We start from the raw sequence: 18,558 nt of genomic DNA, 5'->3' as shown, positions 1-18,558 counted from the left end.
TAAACTAATGTCATCCCATCGCGAAGCCCCCGACATTTCCAAGGACCCGGTAGCCGACAATACCGACGTATACGCTTTTGTCAGCCCGGACAGGCCCAACACCGTTACTATGATCGCTAACTTTGTTCCGCTGGAGGGACCGGCAGGTGGCCCAAATTTCTATGAATTTGGCGATGATGTGCTGTACGAGATCAATATCGACAATGATGGAGATGGGGCCGCGGAGATCACCTACCGGTTTCAATTCCAGACGCAGACCCGCAACCCCAACACCTTTTTGTACAATACTGGCCCGATCAGCTCGCTGAATGACCCGAATTGGAATCGACCTCAAACCTATTCGGTGACGAAGGTGAAGCATGGTTTTTCAACGGTATTGGGAAGCGGCCTGCCCTGTCCACCATGTAACATTGGTCCGACATCTACGCCCAACTATGCCGCTAACCTTGCTCAGCCGGCCGTTCAAACCCTGAAGAGCGGTGAGGTCGTGTTCGCCGGTCAGAGGGCCGAAGGATTCTATGTTGACCTTGGTTCGGTCTTCGATCTCCTCGATCTGCGTCCGTTCCAGAGTTTATTCTTCAATCCCATGCCCAACGCTCCTGGCGTCAATGGTACCGATAAGCTCAACGTCCATACCATCGCGATCCAGGTACCGAAGACCGATCTCACACGCGACGGCTCTAATCCTAAAGACCCGAACAGCAAAAAGTCGGTCATCGGCGTCTGGGCAACGGCAAGCCGCCAGAAGGCGCGTATCCTCGAAAAAGGGAAAGGTGGCTCCAAGGAGAGCGGGCCATGGGTGCAGGTCTCGCGCCTCGGTAACCCACTGATCAATGAAGCCGTGATACCGATTGGCAAGAAGGACTACTGGAACGCTACCCTGCCAAAAGATGACAGCCAGTTTGCCCAATACTACACCTCTCCCGAGGTTGCCAAACTGTTACCCGGCCTCTATCCAGGCGTTTTCCCGAATCTGGCGGGCTACAGCAAACCGCGTGCGGACCTGGTTGCTATCCTGCTTACTGGCATACCATCCGGGATCATCAAGGGCTTCCAGAATTATACCGGAAAAGTCCAGTCGGATATGCTGCGCCTGAACATGGCTATTCCCCCCTCGAACAATCCAAACATCTATGGCATACTCGGTGGTGATCTTGCCGGATATCCCAATGGTCGGCGTTTCTTAGACGACGTGTTCACCATTGAGCTGCGGGCCATCGCGGGTGTCACCATTCCGCTGGTTGACCCCTCATATACCCCTGACCCGGCAGCCTCTCAGGTCACGGATGGCTTGACGCCCAGCAACATCACAAGTCCCTACTTGAATAGCTTCCCGTACCTTGGTGTGCCGTATGATGGATTTGACTATCCCGGTCATTGAGTGCTGATGCAAGAGCAATAACGGTACTGGTTCAAAAGGTCTGGCGGCTCCAACGTCGCCAGACCTCTCTTGATGGAGAACATCACAGATGCTTGCGAGAAGAATGGCGCAGAGAAGTATTCCGTGTGAGAAGGAGCAAGGCCCGAATCGTGTTTCGACCGGTCACGCGGTGCTTGATATTGGGCAGAATATCGGGGCATTGGTCATTTATACCGCTGCAGAACTCTGCGGCAAGGAGATTGAAGTCAGTCCGAAAGACAACCACAGGCAAAAAACGCATACTGAAGTCCGAGAGCGCCGGATCGATGGACTTTCAACGTATGCCGCCCTTTTTCTTGCCCTGCCCGAAGGAGACTACAACATCTGGTGCGTTCCCGGCCAATCTGTGACCATTACGGGGGGCAAGGTGACGGAGATTGATTGGCAAGACCTCGATGTAGCTCTTTTACCAAAATACGGGCTTGCCCATCTCCATAGCGAGACCATGCAAGCTATTCTTCCACCTCGTTACCGTAACGGTAAAACTGTTAGTTCCGCTCCCATGGGCACTGCTCCTATGGTCTATAACGACGATGGAGAGGTAGCATGGGATCAGATGTGGACGACGTTCTGTGACCTGGCGCTGGCAGGTGGCCCTCCACATCGCGATACATTATTAGAACCCGTTTCTCCTGAAGAAATTATGACCGATCAGGCATCTTACGAGCGAGTCGTGGCCGAAATCGAGCGCGGATTGCGCCTGGTTACAGGACTGCCAACAGTACGCAGCAAGAATCCTGGCTGGGTAGGCCTGAATTGTCAAGATGAGCAGGCGGCTCTCTGGCTGCTGCGCGCTATCGTAATTGAAAACATTTGCGTGCGCCGAGAGGGAAGCATCCTGTACTTCCCCGCCGGGCCGTCCTTCCGCCTTGAAAAAGAGATCAAGAACGTGGTTACGGTGGTCGCAAAAACCTATCACTACTGGACGGAGCATTGCAATGGTTGAGCAAAGAGCAATTTAAATTGTGATCATTCCGGGATTGCTTTTCCGGCTCAAATTGTGATAGACGAATCAGAGCCTCCCGATTTTCTTCAACCGGGGTGGCTCTCTTGTAAAATTGGTAAGCAACAAATCCTTATTCGTAAGGCATCCCCCAACGTTCGCGATATGCCACTTCTCCCAGCGGCTTGCGTCGCTTTTTGCCCTTGCCGATAGAAGCAACTGGATAGCCAAAAGGAACGATGGCCAGGATGTCGATCTCTTCGGGAATGCCCAGTACCCGGTTGACCTGTTTCAGGTTATTGAAGCCAACCCAGTTTGAGCCAATGCCATGCGACCAGGCCGTTAGAATCATCGATTGAATGGCGCGGCTCGCGTCTGAAACCGCGAAGATACTCTTTTCCATGCAAACGACAATCGCCATGGGCGCTTGCGGGATATAGGAACCTGTCGGAGCGAGCACGCCAAGTTTTTGCAACATCTCTTTATTCTGAACGATGATGAAATGCCAGGGCTGATCATTTTTACTGCTTGCAGTCAAGCGCGCTGCTTCGACGATCTCGCGGATAAGCGGTTCGGGAACTGGCTTGTTCTGAAATCGGCGTACTGCCAGAACTGTACGAACTGTATCAAATACTTCCATGATGTGCCTTTCTTTATGTTTCTTCACCGAACCGTTTTACCGGTACCGGTATCATATGCTGGTTAAATGTTACGGTGGAAAAGTCGATACTCCTATGATGCCAGGATATTCTATGGGGGAGTCCACTGAAATATACTACGTTCAAAAAAGAGATTTCGAAACAGAAGCCTGGTCTGGTTCTACCATTGGACGCGGCCTGTTCGTTTCCTATCATCCTCTGATGTTCCTGCAAAAGGAAGCGATGAGCATGACCATGCGGGCCTTGACATGGTCATCACCTATAGTATACTTCAAGCCATCCTGACTGACGACTTGCCTGGTCTACCTATTTCTTTTCTTTCTAATGAGGGATTACAAATAGTATGGCTGAACGAACCCTGATCCTGCGCGAGCTAAATCGAGCATTACTTGCGCGCCAACTGCTTCTGGATCGAGCATCAATTTCTGCTCTCGAGGCCATCCGGCAAGTAGCTGGTCTCCAGGCACAGGCGCAAGTTCCACCCTATATCGGTTTATGGTCACGCCTGCGATCATTTCACGGCGAAGACCTGGCACAGCTGCTTGAGCAAAGGCAGGTTGTGAGGGCAACGATGATGCGCTCCACGCTTCATCTTATGACCGCGGACGATTATCTTCTCCTGCGTCCCCTTCTCCAACCTGCGCTTACTCGTGCCATGCATTCGTTTTTTAGCGCACATGCAAGGGAGATTGATATTGATCAAATTGTCTCAAGCGCTCGCACCTTTATACAGGAACAGCCGCGTACTTTCGTCGAGATACGCTCCTGGCTTACAGAGCTTTTCCCTTCCGTTGATCCTGCGCTCCTGGCATACACTGTACGCACGCACCTGCCGCTTGTACAAGTTCCCACGAACAGCAAGTGGAGTTTCTCAGGCAGCCCGGCTCATGTTCTGGCAGAAACGTGGCTTGGCCGTCCACTTGTCGCATCACCAGAAGGTCTGCGTCACCTCATCCTGCGCTATCTGGCAGCATTTGGACCGGCTACTGTCAAGGATATACAGGTATGGTCGGGATTGACGCAACTACAAGAGGCAGTTGAAGCGTTGAAACCGGATTTGCGTCGTTTCCGGGACGAACAAGGGAAAGAATTACTTGATCTTTCTAATGGCCCTCTTCCTTCAGAAAGCATTACTGTACCCCCGCGATTTCTCCCGGAATTCGATAATCTGATACTTTCTCATGCTGACCGCCGGCGCGTCGTACCTGACGAATATCGCAAAGCAATCTATCTATCAGCTGGGCGAGTACGGGCCACCTTTCTTGTGGACGGCTTCGTGTGTGGAGTATGGAGAAGTGAGCGCAAGAGGGATGTGGCGAAGCTCCTCATCGAGCCGTTTATACCACTTTCGGACCGGCTTCGCTCTGATCTGGAGCAGGAGGGAGAGGCGCTTATCCGCTTCATCGAAAACGATGCAGCAAAGTTTGAAATTGAGTTTGCTTGATGTGGTGGTATTCCGATCTTTTGGGGGAAAGGGCTTGACAGAACCCGTCATCAGCAGTAGTCTATTGCTTATTCCTTGCAGGGAATAGGTAGTCAGCTACTGTATCCAACCATAATCTTCGGATCACAGGATGAAAAGTAAGTTGACTATGCTCCCAACTGCGAGCAAAAATTTTTAGACAGGGAAGCGGAGACCATGAAACCACCACGTTTCCAGTATGCAGCCCCTCGCATCCTCGACGAGGCGATTGCGTTGCTTGACCAGCATGGTGAAGAAGCTAAAGTATTGGCGGGCGGCCAGAGCCTGGTTCCCCTACTCAATATGCGCCTGGCAGGGCCATCCTACCTCGTGGACATCAATCATATTTCTGAACTCCACTACATCGAACCCGAGGATGGCTACCTGGCAATTGGCGCTACAGTACGCCAGCGCCAGGTCGAGCATTCGGCGCTGGTAAAGGACCGGCTCCCTCTGCTGATTGAGGTCGTGCAGCATATCGGACATATGCAGATACGTAATCGTGGTACAGTCGTGGGCAGTATAGCGCATGCCGACCCTGCCGCCGAATTACCAGCGCTGCTTACATGTCTCAACGGTGAAGTGCTGGCGCAGAGCGTGAAAGGCGAACGGGTCATAAAAGCAGAAGAGTTCTTCACCGGCTATCTCTCGACCGCTCTTGAGCCGGGTGAGATGTTGACCGAGGTTCGCTTCCCCTGGATACCGCCCCGGGCAGGATGGGCATTTCTGGAATTTGCCCGCCGGTCGGGAGACTATGCGCTGGTGGGCGCGGCTGCCATCCTGACTCCCGACCAGGATGACCGTTGTATGACGGCACATATTGCCTATCTCGGCGTTGCAGGCTCTCCTATTCGTGCTCGTGCTGTCGAGAGTGTTGTTATTGGCACCGCGCTTGACGATGTTACTCGGGATAGGGCCGCTGAAATTTCTCGCTCAATCGTCGCTGAAGATATGAGCGATGTGCATGCCACAACTGAATACCGCCGTGCGCTGACCGCTGAATTAACCAGGCGCGTGCTGAAAGCTGCCTGGGACCGCCGTCAATCATAGAAAGAGGGTAGATCGTGCAAGAACAAGAAGAGGCTCCGGCCTTCCTTGAGGAAAGCGATATTGCAGTGATCGTCAATGGTCATAGTTACGAAAGGCGCGTTCCGGTACGCCAGCTGCTTTCGGATTTTTTGCGCCATGAACTGCATCTCACGGGTACGCATGTCGGATGTGAACATGGTGTCTGTGGCTGCTGCACGGTCCTCTTGAACGGCGAAGCGATTCGCTCGTGTCTCATGTTCGCAGTACAGGCTGATGGTATGGCTATCACGACTATTGAGGGTATGGCCGGTAACAACAGCGATCTGCATCCAATTCAGCAAGCGTTTATGGAAAAGCATGGTTTGCAATGTGGCTTCTGTACCCCCGGCATTATCATGACCGTGCATTCTATGCTGCGAGATAATCCCAATCCTACCGAGGAAGAGATTCGCCACGAACTTTCGGGCAATATTTGTCGCTGCACCGGCTATCAGAATATCGTTGAGGCTGTCAAACTCGCGGCTGAACGTATGCGAGCATTTCAATCAGAAAGCGAGATGGACTGATGGCTACACGCTGGTTTGGCGCGCCCGTACAGCGCACGGAAGACCCCCGTCTCCTGCGCGGGCGTGGTAGTTATGTCGATGACTTTGATCTGCCGGAGATGCTCCATGCCGCCTTCTTGCGCAGCGCCTACGCGCACGCGCGCATCGTCCACATCAATACCAGTGCCGCGCGTGAGCTTCCCGGTGTTCATCTTGTGCTGACCGCCGGCGATCTGGGTGAATTATTGGAGCCTTCTCCTCTGCTCGTGCCACACCATGCCTTGACACAGCCGCGGACGCAACTACCTCTGGCGCGAGATGTGGTCAATTATGTTGGTGAAGCAGTCGCCATGGTAGTGGCGGAGAATCGCTATATTGCTGAAGATGCGCTCGACCTGATTGATGTGGAATATGAACCACTACCGGTGGTTTCCAGCCTGGAAGTCGCCGCTATGGATAACGCACCACTTGTGCATGTCGATGTCCCCGGCAATGTCGCGGCGCACCTTGTACAGACCGTCGGTGATCCTGATACAGTATTCACGAACGCACCGCACGTTATTCGAGAGCATTTTGTCATTGACCGGGGCGCGGCCATGCCGATGGAGTGCCGCGGAGTGGTCGCGCGTTGGGAACCGCAGGAAGGTTCGCTTACCTGCTGGATTTCGACCCAGGGGCCGATTCCTATCCGCAACGGCTTAGCGGCCATCTTCAAGCTGCCGGAGCATAAGGTGCGCGTGATTGCGCCCGATGTGGGCGGCGGCTTTGGCACCAAGATCATGATGTTCTACCCGGAAGAGATTTTGACTCCATTCGCGGCCATCCGGTTGAATAGGCCAGTCAAGTGGATCGAGGACCGGCGCGAACATTTTATTTCAGCGAACCAGGAGCGCAGCCAGTCGCACGACGTAGAATATGCCTTTGATGATCAGGGTATTTTGCTGGCCGTGCGCGATACATTTTTGCATGATACGGGCGCCTATACTCCCTATGGTATTATCGTCCCCATTATCACCGCCTGCACGCTACCCGGTCCCTATCGCCTGAAGAACTACTACAGCGAATTTACTGTTCTCTATACCAACAAGGTTCCGGTCAGCCCTTACCGTGGCGCCGGTCGACCACATGCCGTTTTTATCATGGAGCGCATCATGGATGGAATTGCCCGGGAATTGCACCTTGATCGTGCGGAAGTACGCTCGCGCAACTTCATCCAGCCGGACGAGTTTCCATGGGATGTTGGACTCGTTTATCAAGACGGTGGGCCGACGAAATATGATAGCGGCAACTACCAGGCCGGGCTTGACAAGCTGAAAACCCTGCTGGATTACGATAATTTTCCTGCGATGCAGGCTGAGGCGCGCAAGCAGGGACGCTGCCTGGGAATTGGGATTGGTTGCTATGTCGAGGGCACCGGCATCGGGCCATACGAGGGCGCGCAGGTGCGCGTGGAGTCGGATGGACGTGTGTTTGCTTCTACCGGGATCACGACGCAGGGGCAGGCGCATTTTACCACATTCGCGCAGATTGTCGCCGACCAGTTGGGCGTGGACCCGAAGGATGTGCTGGTTATTACCGGTGATACACAGGCTTTCAACTGGGGTATGGGTACCTATGCCAGCCGCGCCGCGACCGTCGCCGGTTCTGCCATGTATCTTGCCGCTAAAAAGGTGCGTGAGAAAGCCAAACAGGTCGCGGCAGATCTTTTTGAGGCGTCCCCTGAGGATATTGAGCTGGCAGATGGCAAAGTCTTCGTGAGGGATGCGCCGCACCGGGCATTGACGCTAGGCCAGGTCGCGATTTCTGCGAATCCTTTGCGCTACGCGTATGGCGAAAATGCGCGCAAGCTGATGTCCATGAAGCTGGCGGGGCCTCGTCCTGGTCCTGCCCTGCCGCCTGAGCGCGGCGGTCCCGGCCTGGAAGCAAGCGAGTTTTACAGCCCACCACATGCGAGTTTTGCCAGTGGCGTTCATGGTGCCATCATCGAGGTCGATCCAAAGACGGGTATGGTGTCGTTCCTGAAGTACGCGGCGGTCCATGACTGCGGCAAGGTAATCAACCCGGTAGTCGTGGAGGGCCAGGTGCATGGCGGTGTAGCACAGGGCATCGGTGGGGCCTTTTTTGAGAGGCTGGTATATAATGAAGAAGGACAGATTATCAATGCCAGTTTCATGGATTATCTGCTACCAACGGCAGCTGAGGTTCCGCCGATCATCGTTGATCATGTTGAGACTCCTTCGCCTCTCAATCCGTTAGGTGTAAAGGGAGCCGGTGAAGCTGGTGTTATTCCTGTGCCTGCGCTCTTTGCGTCGGCCATCGATGATGCGCTCTCTGCATTTGGAGTGCGTGTACGTGAAATGCCTTTGCATCCGAACAGACTCTTTGAGCTATTGCAAGAACAACAGGGTGGATAGCAGGCTGATCATATCTCATAGGATTCTTCTGAAAAATTGCCGCATTGATTTTCATTGGTGGGGGTGTGCCGCAGGTGTATGACGTTTACCCAAAAATACTATCGAGTAGACATACAGGCAGAAACTGAGCGATAATCTGCCTACCGGATACCTGTCATTTTGTATCGGAGGTGCGCTGTTATGTCCTCTATGTACCCGCCACCCGGGGGGCTACCCGCTCGTCGTTGCGCGCGCTGTGGCATACCAATGCCGCCAGATGTGGTAAACTGCGGGCAATGTGGGGCATATAATGCTATCCCTCAACCGAATGGCCCGGTGCCGCCCAATACTAACTTTGGCCCGCCCTGGGGAAGTGCGCAGGCAGGACAATATCCGCCGGGGCCATCGGGACCCTGGGGTCCTCCGGGGATGCCCCCCGTTCAGGCAGTACCTCCACAGTACATACCCACCGGCAATAATGTAATGCCGCCATCCCAGTTTCAGAGGCCCTCACAGCCGTTGACCACTTCGGGCCAGAATTTCAAGCGTCCAGGACAATTTCAACAGCCTGGCCTTGATAACTATGGCAACTTCCCAGCGCAAAATTTTTATGCTCCCTCCTCTTCCGCCGTTTCTGATAATTTTCAATCAGGATATATGAATGGCACTGGTGTTGCAGACCAGGACGAAGAAGAGGATGAGCGACATGGACCGAGAATAGGTTTGATTCTCGGCGTAATCGCGCTGCTCATCGTTTTGGTCGGTGGAGGATTTCTAGGAGCTGCTCTCGTCCAAAATCGTGCCCGCAATAACAATACTACCAGTTCGTCGACGAAGACGCCGGTAATTACAACTCCTACGGTGAAACCACTCTTCAGCGATACATTTGTCAACAATAGTGCGGGCTGGGATCTGACAAGCGCTCCGGGAAAATTCTCTGTTGCCATCGGTAATGGGCGTTTGACGCTTGAGGATGACGAAAATAAGCTCCTTCCAGAAGTGGTTCCCGGCCGAAGTTTCGGCGACTTCCAGTTAGAGCTTGATGCCATGCTGACAAAAGGTGATAAAAATAGTGGGTATGGCGTCTATATTCGTGCCGGCGCGAGTCAGGACAGCTACCTGGGCGTCTACTACCGATTCGAGCTTTATGGTGATGGGACCTATGCTATCTTCAAGGGAACACTGGATAGTAGTGGCAATACTCAAAGTATGAAAGTGCAGGGTTATCTGACCAATGCAGCCATCGCACTGGAAGGTCATCCCAACCATATCACGATCATTGCTCGCGGTTCTACTATGACCTTTAAAGTGAATGGGCAGACAATCACTACGTACACTGATGACAGCTATAAAGGTGGCTCGATAGCCCTGTTCGTCTCTAACCTGCCACAGACACCTCCGGGGGCGCAGGCGACTTTTTCAAACCTGGCCATTTTTCCGCTCACTTAGACGGAATATCGAGGTCCCGACATAAATTCCCCGTCTCGCGTACCTGGATTACATCCCTCGCACAGCCACCTCTACACGACCATCAAGCCCATGCTCATCATCAGCGCTTATCCATATGTTCTCTGGAACCGCCTTATAGACCCCGCGCAGGGTTGTCCCAAGCACCATGTCTACAGCAGGAGGATGTTCCCATCCCCGGCGATGCAAACAGGCTAATGCGTGGCTGCATTCCCGGCTATCGGTCAACTCATAGGCCCTGGCCTCCATATAGACTCCTTTTCCGGTTCCTGGGGGAACCATCGAGTCATACACCACTATGGCAATGCGAGGGTTCGCTCGGATGTTTTGGGAATGACGGGCATATTTTGCCGAGACCCAGAAGAAGGTGTATGCCTCATCAAAGGCTGCATACACGGGTGTATTCCAGGGTATTCCATCGTTTGTTGCGGTTGCCAGCGTAATGTAGGGTACCTGAGAAAGGATCGTCTGGACAATCGCGGCGTTTTCGCTCATGGTGTCACTTCCTTGTCATGCTTCATTCAAAGATGATGGAAAACGAGGTGAATATATCCCTGTGTATTCTCTCGTGTTCAAGCAAGGTCAGGCTGTATCATCGTTATTTGGGGTGATATGCGCGAAGCTGACATGAAGTGCAAAGTAGCTCTGTAGCTCTTCTATAACAATATCCTCTACCTTTCTCACCGCACTGCATCTCGCTTGCATTTTGGACCCATTGCTGCTAGACTAACTCGTAGCAGAAAAGTCGCAGCAGAAGATGCTTTCTGCTACGAGTTCCTGATGGATGGATCTGTCTGAGTCGATCGGCTCATGCTCAGGGAGACATGAGAGCGTTCCGCAATGCCACTAAATGAGGATGCAAAACTCGCAGCAGAAAATTTTCCAGGAGGAAATGACAACAAATGACGGAGCCGTCAAACATCGTTCCTTTTCCCGATGCCGGAAATGAAGCGTGGATTCTGAGCTATCAGCAGGCCTGTCTCAGCAAGCACGACGAAGCGACCATTGATGCCTACACGCGCATTTTGCGTCAATTTACCGCATGGGTTGCCAGGCGGCCCGGGCATAGCAAACACTTTCAGCCTGACCAGCTCACTGCTACAGTGGTGGAAGCTTATCTCTCCTTGCTGAAAGAACACAAGTATAGTGTCAGCCATCGTACACGGGTCAAGTCGGTGATCAAACACTTCTGCCAGTGGCTTATCGATGAGAAAGAAGCCCTCACGCGCAATCCGACCAGCGGCATCGAAATCAAAGCACAGCAGACGCTCGCCCCTCGTATTCTTTCACCAGATCAACGCTTTGTGCTGCGCAACCTGGTCGAGAAAGCCGACGACATGCGCGGCAAGGCGCTGTTTGCGTTGGGCTATTGGGCAGGCTGCCGCGTGAGTGATGTCGCGTATTTACTTATAGAGCATACCCATGTGGGTCCAAAGATTGGCTGGCTCCATGTGGGACACAAGGGAGAAAAGTTCCGCGACATAGATCTGCTCAATGAAGCTCGGCGTCCTCTCTATGAGTACATCCAGCACGGTGGTCGCGATCCAGAGAGCCTCTACGTCTTCACCTCGCAGCGAAGTCCGCGTCTGTCGGAAGACGGCATTCACCATTGGTTCCGCACCCTCAAACGGCAGGCCAATAAGGAGGAGTGGGAACTCATCGCTGATCTCTCCTTTCATGATCTGCGCCACGATTTTGCGCATCGAGCAAGGGAGGCCGGATGGACACTCGAAGAGGTCGCCTATTATCTGGGACATGTGACCATGAAAGGAACCCCTGCTATCCAAACCACCGTCAGGTATACCCAGGTCAGCCGTGCTCAGGTGAAAGACAAGCTCCGATTGATGAAGGGATGAATGCTTGAATGCGATTGCTTATTCACGATATAGCCATCGATAAAGCAGCGGAAGTGCATCCAACTGCCTGAGCAATCTGGCAGCTCTAGATTTCACATCCTTCACTAAGTCACCTTTGTGCAAAGCTCTTTGCAAGTCTGGTATTGCAGCTCTGGGGTTCTCAAAGTTTTCTAAAGCTCCAATAATAGCTCGCTGGACGTCATACGAATACGGGTTTTCAAGGAGAGCTGCACTCAAATTCGGAATTGTTGTCGGATTCTTAATTCTTCCCAAAGCTGTAGCCGCTGCCTGCCGAACAAATGACTCTTGATCGTGTAATGCTCCAAGCAATCCTGATATTGCTTCATCTCCCCCGATTCGTCCAAGAGCTACAGCCGCCTCACGGCGCAACACTTTATCACCTTGATTATCCAATGCTGTAAGTAACTCCGGAACTGCTGTCGGGTCCCCGATTATCCCTAGCACTTTGGCTGCTCTTGCTTTTGCAAAAGGCTTACTATGTAGCACTTCGAGTAAGCCTGACACCGCTTTCTTTCCAAACTTTATGAGAACATCGCTCACCGCATTACGCACCTCCTCGTCCAGATCAGATAGTACCTCAAGTAAATTTGGTATTACCTTGACATCTCCAGTATTTCCCAACGTTTCAATAACCGTGATCCGAACCTCTCCGTCTACGTCATGCAAAGCTCTAAACAGGCTTATTACGGCTGTACGGTCTCCAATCCCTTTTAGAGCCTTTGCGGCTTCACGGCGTACCTCTACCTTAGAATCTTCTATGAGTGCTGTCAGTAAGCCAGGCGTTGTAGCTTTATCCCTAAAGAGTGCTAAAGCTGTAGCAGCGTTAATACGTATCTGCTTATCTTGGTCCTTCAAGGCACCAAGTAGGATCGGTATCGCCGTTTCTCGCAACTTTAATAATGCTGCTTCTGCTTTGATTCGGATTGTCGGGTCAGGTGGAAGACCACCCACCACTTTGATCTTTTCCTTGAGAGTTGGAGGCCTGAAGCGCAATGCTTCAGCTAATCCTAAGACAGCGCGGGGGTCGTTAGAAAGTGCGAGGGCGCAGTACACTCGTACATCTGGTAGCAGGGGATCATCCAGACCTTTTAGCAAAACCTCATGTGCAGCAGGAGATCGCCGCGATGACTGTGCTAATTTCTCAACGGCTTGTTTTCTCACAGCATATTTGGGATGCCCCAGTTCCTCGATCGCCTTTTTGACGAGAGGAGTCACCTCCTCTTCAGGAGATACCCCTACTGAAGCGATCTGCCCATTTCTCTCCGGCATGTGTGGATCAAGGATGGTACTTTGCCCATCGATATTCTTAAGAGCAGCCATAAAAGCTGCAACATCTACATAACGGTCAATATGCTTTTTTGAAAGGGCGATATGCACGGCCCTCTGTATATATGCGGGCAGTTCAGGACGTAACTCTCCCAGAGAAGTGGGTACCGTTTCATTATGGACCTGCTTCCAAGCTATCCAGAGATCGCTGGAAGCATTGGGGGGAAGGTTGAATGGCTTTTGTCCGGTAAGGAGTTCAAAGGCGATGCATGCCAACGCATACTGATCACTTTTCGTACTAAACTCGCCATCAAACACTTCTGGTGCCATATATGCGCGTGTTCCAGCAACAAATTCAGGGTGGGTGGTTATAAGGTCTTTTAATTGCATTGCGATTCCAAAATCCGCAAGAAGGGCATTCCCTTTTTCATCGAAGAGGATATTCTCCGGTTTGAGATCACGATGCACAATTTCCTGCTGATGAGTGTAGTGAAGAGCCTCACCAATTTGAAAAAGGATAGCTAAAGCATCTTCAAATTTCAAGGGATTTAAAGTTCGGCGCTCAATGAGGTCCCGCAAGGATCCCCCCGGAGCATAGAGGGTAATGAGGTATGGTGACCCATTATCGTCAATACCAGCATCTATAATGGGAAGAATATAAGGATGCTGAAGTTGCACGTGCATTTTTGCTTCATTAAGAAAGAAGTTTTTATCATACTCGTCCCAAGCGCGAAAAAACTTGATTGCACAGGCGCGATTGAAGATAGTATGATGAGCTTTACGGACAACTCCAAATCCGCCACGCCCTATCTCCTCTAAAAGGACGTAGGAGTTTAAAAAGCGTTGATTGACTTCACTAACCATAATTGCCTTCCCTTCTATAAAAAACAGAATCGATGAATGAACGCCGTAAGTCTAGAGCAGAGAAAAGAAGCCTCAAACCAATTACTTCACAAATGAGTAGCCTACTGGTTACCTCCTGCTGCGCTCAACATGTCTCAGACCGGCCTGACGTTCCATATCCGCCACAACCTGGCGCTGCTGAGATGCCAGCCGACCCCAATCAACCACGTAATTGCCCTGGTCAGCCGCTGACTGATGCACATTAGTTATATGTGTAGACGCCACTGGCTGATGATGAGTTGGGAGAAATGAGCCAGGACGATCTGTAGTAGGACGGGCTTCAGATTGAAGATTCCGACGGGAGGCGAGTTCCGCTTTAATACCTAGAGCCACGATGCCTATACCAGCTACGGCGATAACAACACCTACCTTTTTTATGCCATTGAAGAAGCGCTTTCCAATACTTGGTTTTTGAGTGGGGTCCTCTGTGATATACCCTTCCTGCTCCCACAATGCTACTAACCTTGACGGAAGTGGCGCGGAAAAATCAGGTGGTGGTAGTGTCCGCATGAGATCCCATATTCTTTGGTAGTCCTTATAGGCAGATGAGCATCCTGGACAAGTCTCTATGTGAGCTTCAAGAACTGCCTGATCGGAAGCCGAAAGTTGATCCAGAGGAACTACGAGCATGTCTGCGTACTCTACACATGGTGTGGGTATGTTCATTGGCTCTTTCATCGAGCCTTTCCTCCTTCTAGAGACTGTAAAATGCTACGAAGTTCCTCTTGGCAACGCCTAATATTCAGGCTAACTGTCCCCTCTGTGATATTGAGTATTTTGGCGATCTCGTTTTGCTTGTAACCATCCCTGAACAATTCCATGCAGCGATAGCCTTGTGGGCGCTTTCGCGCCAACTGTGCTAATGCTTGATCTAGCAAATCCCCTTCACATACCTCCTCCTCGGGCCCGCTCCGAATAAGGGAATCGAGCGATAAGTGTTCTTCCACCTCATTTACCTGATCAATAGGGACATTGTTATGCTGCCGTTCTTTTACATAATCCACATAAGTATTATGCGCTATCGCTATCAGCCAGGCCCTCATATGCAAGACTTCTGGTTTCTGTTTCGATAAAGCCCTCCACGCACGTATCCATGTCTCTTGACAAACATCTTCCAAATCTTCCTTTTTCAGATACGTCGATAAATACCTTTTTATTGTTGCATTAAACTCATAATAAATACGTGCGAAAGCACCGATGTCTTCCGCGTTTGCCCTTGCACGTTCCACAGCCTCCGATAAAGATATACTATCGGATGGAAATGGGGGCTTTTCGGAGCCACGCATTTCTGCTCTCCTTTTTAAAGATCCAATTGCCAAAGCCTCAACTTACCCTCCTATTTACGTAGACATGATCAGAGGGGAAAAACTTTGACTCTGCCATCAGGCATTTTCAATTTACGACGAATTGTTCTCTCCTTGCCCAACTCTTCCCACTGCAAGCTTTGACAGCTGCTCCTCTCACTCACCCTTTCTCTCCAATACCTCCCGTCGCTCCTTTGTTTGCTCACGCTGATGCTTCTTCCTCGATCCTCATCCGTTCCGTGAGGTCTAAGCGAAACAGCCCATAGGGAGTCACGTGACTATAGATAAGTGGCGTGAGCGCTCGCAAGTCCTCTTTCTTCATCCGCTGGAGCTGCTGTGGTTCTGCCAGCACACGCTGAATCAGCAAGGTATTCACGTAGACGAGGCAAATTTGCAACAGGTGAAGCGAGAGGGCGGCCAGCTCTTGCTCATCGAGGCGATTGGTTGCGAAATCCCCGCTGTGTCCATAAAAAATAAAGCTATTGGCCCCGTTCCAGTTCTCGATGACATTGAGGCCCTCGTGAATCTCCCGGCGCAGCGCCTCTGATTGTAAATACTGACAGAGGAAAATCGTTTTGATGGCCCGGCCCAGTTCGGCAAAAGCCCGATAGGTGGGATGCTGTAATTCGGTTTGCGTAAAGCGGCGCAAGATCGCCTCTGTCTCCGCTGTTCCCAGTCGCAGGGCGGTCGCGTATTTGATCATCTGGTCGTACTGTTCCTTGATCAGGTCCCAGTCGATGGGACGGCTGAGAATGAGCTGCAGATTGGGATAGGCGTCCGCGTCCCCGCTCACCGGACGAGCGAGCTTCTGGGCATAGATGTTTTTGAGGCGGGGCATGAGCTGAAAACCCAACAGATGGCAGAATCCGAAGGCCACCTCGTTCTGCCCGTGGGTATCCACAAACTGCTTTTCAACCTTCATCTGCGTGCAGTGCCGCAACACGCCTTTGATCATCGCCGCCACCTCGGAAGATGAACAGGTCTTGAGCTGGGAGTAGATACAGGTGGCATGCTTTTCGACGTGCCAGTAGATCATCACCCCTTTGCCCCCGTACCGCAAGTGCCACTCGGTCATCAAGTTTTGATCCCAGGCCCCAAACTGTGTGGAGTCCGAGGCACAGGTTGTCGTGCCTTCTCCCCAGATGTGGGGCTGGCGTACCTGAAAAATGGCGTTCGCCACGTCGATAATGGCGGCCCGCAAATGTTCCTGGTGGATGTAGCGTCGGCGGGTGTAGATCAACTCGTTGTAGCTTTGCCCATGCTCGCCCTGACTGATGCGCTTGAGACCAGTATTGGTCCCCATTCCGTAGAGACACAACAGCAAGCGTTTCTGCAGGACCTCCCGCTCAAGCACCTCACGCACCGCAGGGCTTTTGAAGTGCTTCGTGAAGCCGATGCGCAACTCTGCCTCCTTGAGAATATCCAACAGCGAGGTCACGCCCCAGCGTTTGGTAATTTCGGCCTTGAGGCGGCGCAGGTTCTGCGGCTCCGGTTGGGGAGCCAGCGGGGTCAGGCTGATCCAGCCGCCCTTCTTATCGAGGATGCGCACCTGAGAGGAGAGCCTGGGCAGAGCCCGGTCAAGGGAGGTCAGCGCCTCGATCATCTGCTGGCGCAGGGCGGTGATAAACTCCTCGGCCTTTTCCGGTTGCCCGAGCGCCTGGTAGTACTCCGTGCGCTTGTCGTCGAAGTCCTTGGGCAAGTCATCATCGGGATTGCGGTATTTATTGGCCCCGACCACCCATAACTCGCGAGAGCGCAGCTTCTCCTGGAGCGCATCCAGCACACAGAGTTCGTAGTTGACGCGGTTCACCCGCTGCTCGCCCTCCTTGTCTTTTTCCAGCACCAGGTCGCGCCACATCGGGCGCACCACCCCCGTAATGGGAACCGTTTCGTCAACCGGATAATAGACACCAGGCGTCCCCGCATAGCGTTTCACCAGGGTGAGCGCATCGACGACAGGACGGTGCGCCGTGTTGTTGGAACGCACATCGAGCATGTTGACTAACAGCGGCACCATGCGCCGGTAATGATCGCGGTAGGAGGCGCGCATGCGCTGGTAGACCTGTTCCTGATACTCGCCCTTTGCCTGGTATTCCTTGAGAATGGCTTTGCATTTCTCCTCGCTCATCACGGGATAAATGCCTGCCCGGATGGTCTTCTCTGGCCCCGCTAGGGCTGCTTCAGCGACCTGGCGGAGCAACCGCTGCTTGCCCTCTACTGTTTGGATCTCATCGAGGTACTGCTTCTTGACGTGCTTTTCGGCCTTGGCCCCAATGCGGCGGATGACCAGCAGCAAGAGATCGACCAAGCTATCGGTCACTTCTCCCGTTCGCTGCAGGCAAAAGGCGGCCAGAAGTGTATAGCGCGTCGCATCCGGGTGGCGGCGGAGTTCATAGAGTGTTTCCGTCGCCGCTCGTTGCCGGTAGAGGGTGATCACTTTCGGGGAGACTTGTCCAAAAAGATCGGCGGGGAGAGCGAGTTGCAAGAGGATGCGCAGCTTGTCAATTTCATGCAGCACACTTTCCAATCCCACTGCTCCAGGGCTAGTTTTTAAGTCCTGCCAGGTGACAGGAGCCCGCCGTGTCTCTGCTGTGGCGGGTGGCGGTTCATCATCCTGAGCCTGTTCTTCCTGTTCGGCCACGGCCACACTGCGCGCCAGCAAGTCGTCGAGCAAGGTGCAGGTGGACGATGGCAACCGCTGCATGATCTCGGCAAACAACTGCTGCTCATAGGTGTAACACCCGGAGCGAATCAGCCGTTCGATGCGGTCCGTCGTGGGCGGCTCGATCTTGAGTTCGCGAAAGCGCTTGGTCACGACCACCTTGAGATGCTCCAGGTGTTGATCAGAGGCCAGGATGTGGGTAACAAGCCAAGTGGTCATCTCCTCGGTATCGGAGTTGGTGGCTTCCCGGAACCCGAGATGTTCGCGAATCTGTGTGCGGTGGCCTTTCACGGTGCGGCCCTCCCAGTCATACTGGGTATACAGGGCCGCATCGAGCTTGAGTTGATGCGCCACATAGTCTACGACAGAGCGGGGAATATCCTGCTTGGCAGGAGGAAAACGCCCTTCATATTGAAAGCATTTGAGCAAGAGCGCACAGCCCAGACGAGTCGGGCCCGTCTTGTTGGCCAGGAATTCCAGATCCTCAGCAATCAGGGTAAAGTGTTCAATCAGTTCTTCAATGTCCCATTGGCGTTTCATGGGTCTTCAGCTCTCCAGTTCTTCTTTCTCTCTCATCAGAGCAAACGTGAAAGACGCGCAAGAAGTGAGGAAAGAGAGGACTTTTATG

The 18,558-nt window shown here is 52.6% G+C and carries 14 protein-coding genes; 8 read left to right on the top strand and 6 right to left on the bottom strand.

Annotation, left to right across the window (positions count from 1 at the left end):
* The first annotated feature begins 7 nt into the window (after positions 1 to 7).
* Together VFA09_26180 and VFA09_26175 are read left to right on the top strand one after the other, a co-directional pair.
* On the top strand, positions 8 to 1,381 hold the full coding sequence (locus VFA09_26180; GenBank protein HZU70790.1) for a DUF4331 domain-containing protein: 1,374 nt from the start codon (positions 8 to 10) through the stop codon (positions 1,379 to 1,381).
* An 88-nt stretch (positions 1,382 to 1,469) separates the two neighbouring features.
* Positions 1,470 to 2,366: a hypothetical protein gene (locus VFA09_26175; protein ID HZU70789.1), complete on the top strand. Its 897-nt coding sequence runs from the start codon at positions 1,470 to 1,472 to the stop codon at positions 2,364 to 2,366.
* A 130-nt stretch (positions 2,367 to 2,496) separates the two neighbouring features.
* Here VFA09_26175 and VFA09_26170 read toward each other — a convergent pair whose 3' ends face one another.
* Positions 2,497 to 3,003, bottom strand: a complete 507-nt coding sequence (locus tag VFA09_26170; GenBank protein HZU70788.1) for a nitroreductase family protein — start codon at positions 3,001 to 3,003, stop codon at positions 2,497 to 2,499.
* Between the two features lie 362 nt (positions 3,004 to 3,365).
* Between VFA09_26170 and VFA09_26165 the strand changes: the two genes are divergently transcribed.
* From VFA09_26165 to VFA09_26145, 5 genes are all read left to right on the top strand, one after another.
* Entirely contained in the window at positions 3,366 to 4,466 is a 1,101-nt protein-coding gene (locus VFA09_26165) for a winged helix DNA-binding domain-containing protein (GenBank protein ID HZU70787.1), read from the top strand.
* Positions 4,467 to 4,661: 195 nt separating this feature from the next.
* Complete coding sequence (locus tag VFA09_26160) at positions 4,662 to 5,534, top strand: xanthine dehydrogenase family protein subunit M (GenBank protein ID HZU70786.1); 873 nt, start codon at positions 4,662 to 4,664, stop codon at positions 5,532 to 5,534.
* 14 nt (positions 5,535 to 5,548) lie between these two features.
* Positions 5,549 to 6,079 (top strand): (2Fe-2S)-binding protein, encoded by a 531-nt coding sequence (locus tag VFA09_26155; GenBank protein HZU70785.1) that lies wholly within the window; start codon positions 5,549 to 5,551, stop codon positions 6,077 to 6,079.
* The gene (cutA, locus tag VFA09_26150) at positions 6,079 to 8,472 is read left to right on the top strand and encodes an aerobic carbon-monoxide dehydrogenase large subunit (GenBank protein HZU70784.1); all 2,394 of its coding nucleotides are present in this window, start codon (positions 6,079 to 6,081) and stop codon (positions 8,470 to 8,472) included. The genes VFA09_26155 and cutA overlap by 1 nt, the downstream gene beginning before the upstream one ends.
* A 180-nt stretch (positions 8,473 to 8,652) precedes the next feature.
* A complete protein-coding gene (locus tag VFA09_26145) occupies positions 8,653 to 9,900 on the top strand; it encodes a family 16 glycoside hydrolase (protein ID HZU70783.1) in 1,248 nt (415 codons plus the stop codon).
* 48 nt (positions 9,901 to 9,948) lie between these two features.
* Here VFA09_26145 and VFA09_26140 read toward each other — a convergent pair whose 3' ends face one another.
* Positions 9,949 to 10,413 carry a pyridoxamine 5'-phosphate oxidase family protein gene (locus VFA09_26140; GenBank protein HZU70782.1) on the bottom strand — a complete coding sequence of 155 codons (465 nt, stop codon included), beginning with the start codon at positions 10,411 to 10,413 and terminating at the stop codon, positions 9,949 to 9,951.
* A 407-nt stretch (positions 10,414 to 10,820) separates the two neighbouring features.
* Between VFA09_26140 and VFA09_26135 the strand changes: the two genes are divergently transcribed.
* Entirely contained in the window at positions 10,821 to 11,774 is a 954-nt protein-coding gene (locus tag VFA09_26135) for a tyrosine-type recombinase/integrase (GenBank protein ID HZU70781.1), read from the top strand.
* A gap of 18 nt (positions 11,775 to 11,792) precedes the next feature.
* Here the strand turns inward: VFA09_26135 and VFA09_26130 are convergent, their stop codons facing one another.
* From VFA09_26130 to VFA09_26115, 4 genes are all read right to left on the bottom strand, one after another.
* The gene (locus VFA09_26130; protein HZU70780.1) at positions 11,793 to 13,925 is read right to left on the bottom strand and encodes a HEAT repeat domain-containing protein; all 2,133 of its coding nucleotides are present in this window, start codon (positions 13,923 to 13,925) and stop codon (positions 11,793 to 11,795) included.
* Positions 13,926 to 14,033: 108 nt separating this feature from the next.
* On the bottom strand, positions 14,034 to 14,474 hold the full coding sequence (locus VFA09_26125; GenBank protein ID HZU70779.1) for a hypothetical protein: 441 nt from the start codon (positions 14,472 to 14,474) through the stop codon (positions 14,034 to 14,036).
* A gap of 164 nt (positions 14,475 to 14,638) precedes the next feature.
* Complete coding sequence (locus VFA09_26120; protein HZU70778.1) at positions 14,639 to 15,250, bottom strand: sigma-70 family RNA polymerase sigma factor; 612 nt, start codon at positions 15,248 to 15,250, stop codon at positions 14,639 to 14,641.
* Positions 15,251 to 15,470: 220 nt separating this feature from the next.
* The gene (locus tag VFA09_26115; GenBank protein HZU70777.1) at positions 15,471 to 18,470 is read right to left on the bottom strand and encodes a Tn3 family transposase; all 3,000 of its coding nucleotides are present in this window, start codon (positions 18,468 to 18,470) and stop codon (positions 15,471 to 15,473) included.
* Positions 18,471 to 18,558: the final 88 nt, after the last annotated feature.

It is taken from the genome of Ktedonobacteraceae bacterium (genome assembly GCA_035653615.1).
Lineage (GTDB): Bacteria > Chloroflexota > Ktedonobacteria > Ktedonobacterales > Ktedonobacteraceae > DASRBN01.
The sequence above is the reverse complement of the archived record's forward strand: the minus strand, read 5'-3'. Positions and strand labels throughout refer to the sequence as shown.

Bases quoted from the DNA above. Each gene is read 5' to 3' on its own strand.
- VFA09_26140 (HZU70782.1), bottom strand. From the start codon at position 10,413: ATGAGCGAAAACGCCGCGATTGTCCAGACGATCCTTTCTCAGGTACCC.
- cutA (HZU70784.1), top strand. From the start codon at position 6,079: ATGGCTACACGCTGGTTTGGCGCGCCCGTACAGCGCACGGAAGACCCC.
- VFA09_26135 (HZU70781.1), top strand. From the start codon at position 10,821: ATGACGGAGCCGTCAAACATCGTTCCTTTTCCCGATGCCGGAAATGAA.
- VFA09_26145 (HZU70783.1), top strand. From the start codon at position 8,653: ATGTCCTCTATGTACCCGCCACCCGGGGGGCTACCCGCTCGTCGTTGC.
- VFA09_26125 (HZU70779.1), bottom strand. From the start codon at position 14,474: ATGCGGACACTACCACCACCTGATTTTTCCGCGCCACTTCCGTCAAGG.
- VFA09_26175 (HZU70789.1), top strand. From the start codon at position 1,470: ATGCTTGCGAGAAGAATGGCGCAGAGAAGTATTCCGTGTGAGAAGGAG.
- VFA09_26160 (HZU70786.1), top strand. From the start codon at position 4,662: ATGAAACCACCACGTTTCCAGTATGCAGCCCCTCGCATCCTCGACGAG.
- VFA09_26170 (HZU70788.1), bottom strand. From the start codon at position 3,003: ATGGAAGTATTTGATACAGTTCGTACAGTTCTGGCAGTACGCCGATTT.
- VFA09_26115 (HZU70777.1), bottom strand. From the start codon at position 18,470: ATGAAACGCCAATGGGACATTGAAGAACTGATTGAACACTTTACCCTG.
- VFA09_26165 (HZU70787.1), top strand. From the start codon at position 3,366: ATGGCTGAACGAACCCTGATCCTGCGCGAGCTAAATCGAGCATTACTT.
- VFA09_26180 (HZU70790.1), top strand. From the start codon at position 8: ATGTCATCCCATCGCGAAGCCCCCGACATTTCCAAGGACCCGGTAGCC.
- VFA09_26130 (HZU70780.1), bottom strand. From the start codon at position 13,925: ATGGTTAGTGAAGTCAATCAACGCTTTTTAAACTCCTACGTCCTTTTA.
- VFA09_26120 (HZU70778.1), bottom strand. From the start codon at position 15,250: ATGCGTGGCTCCGAAAAGCCCCCATTTCCATCCGATAGTATATCTTTA.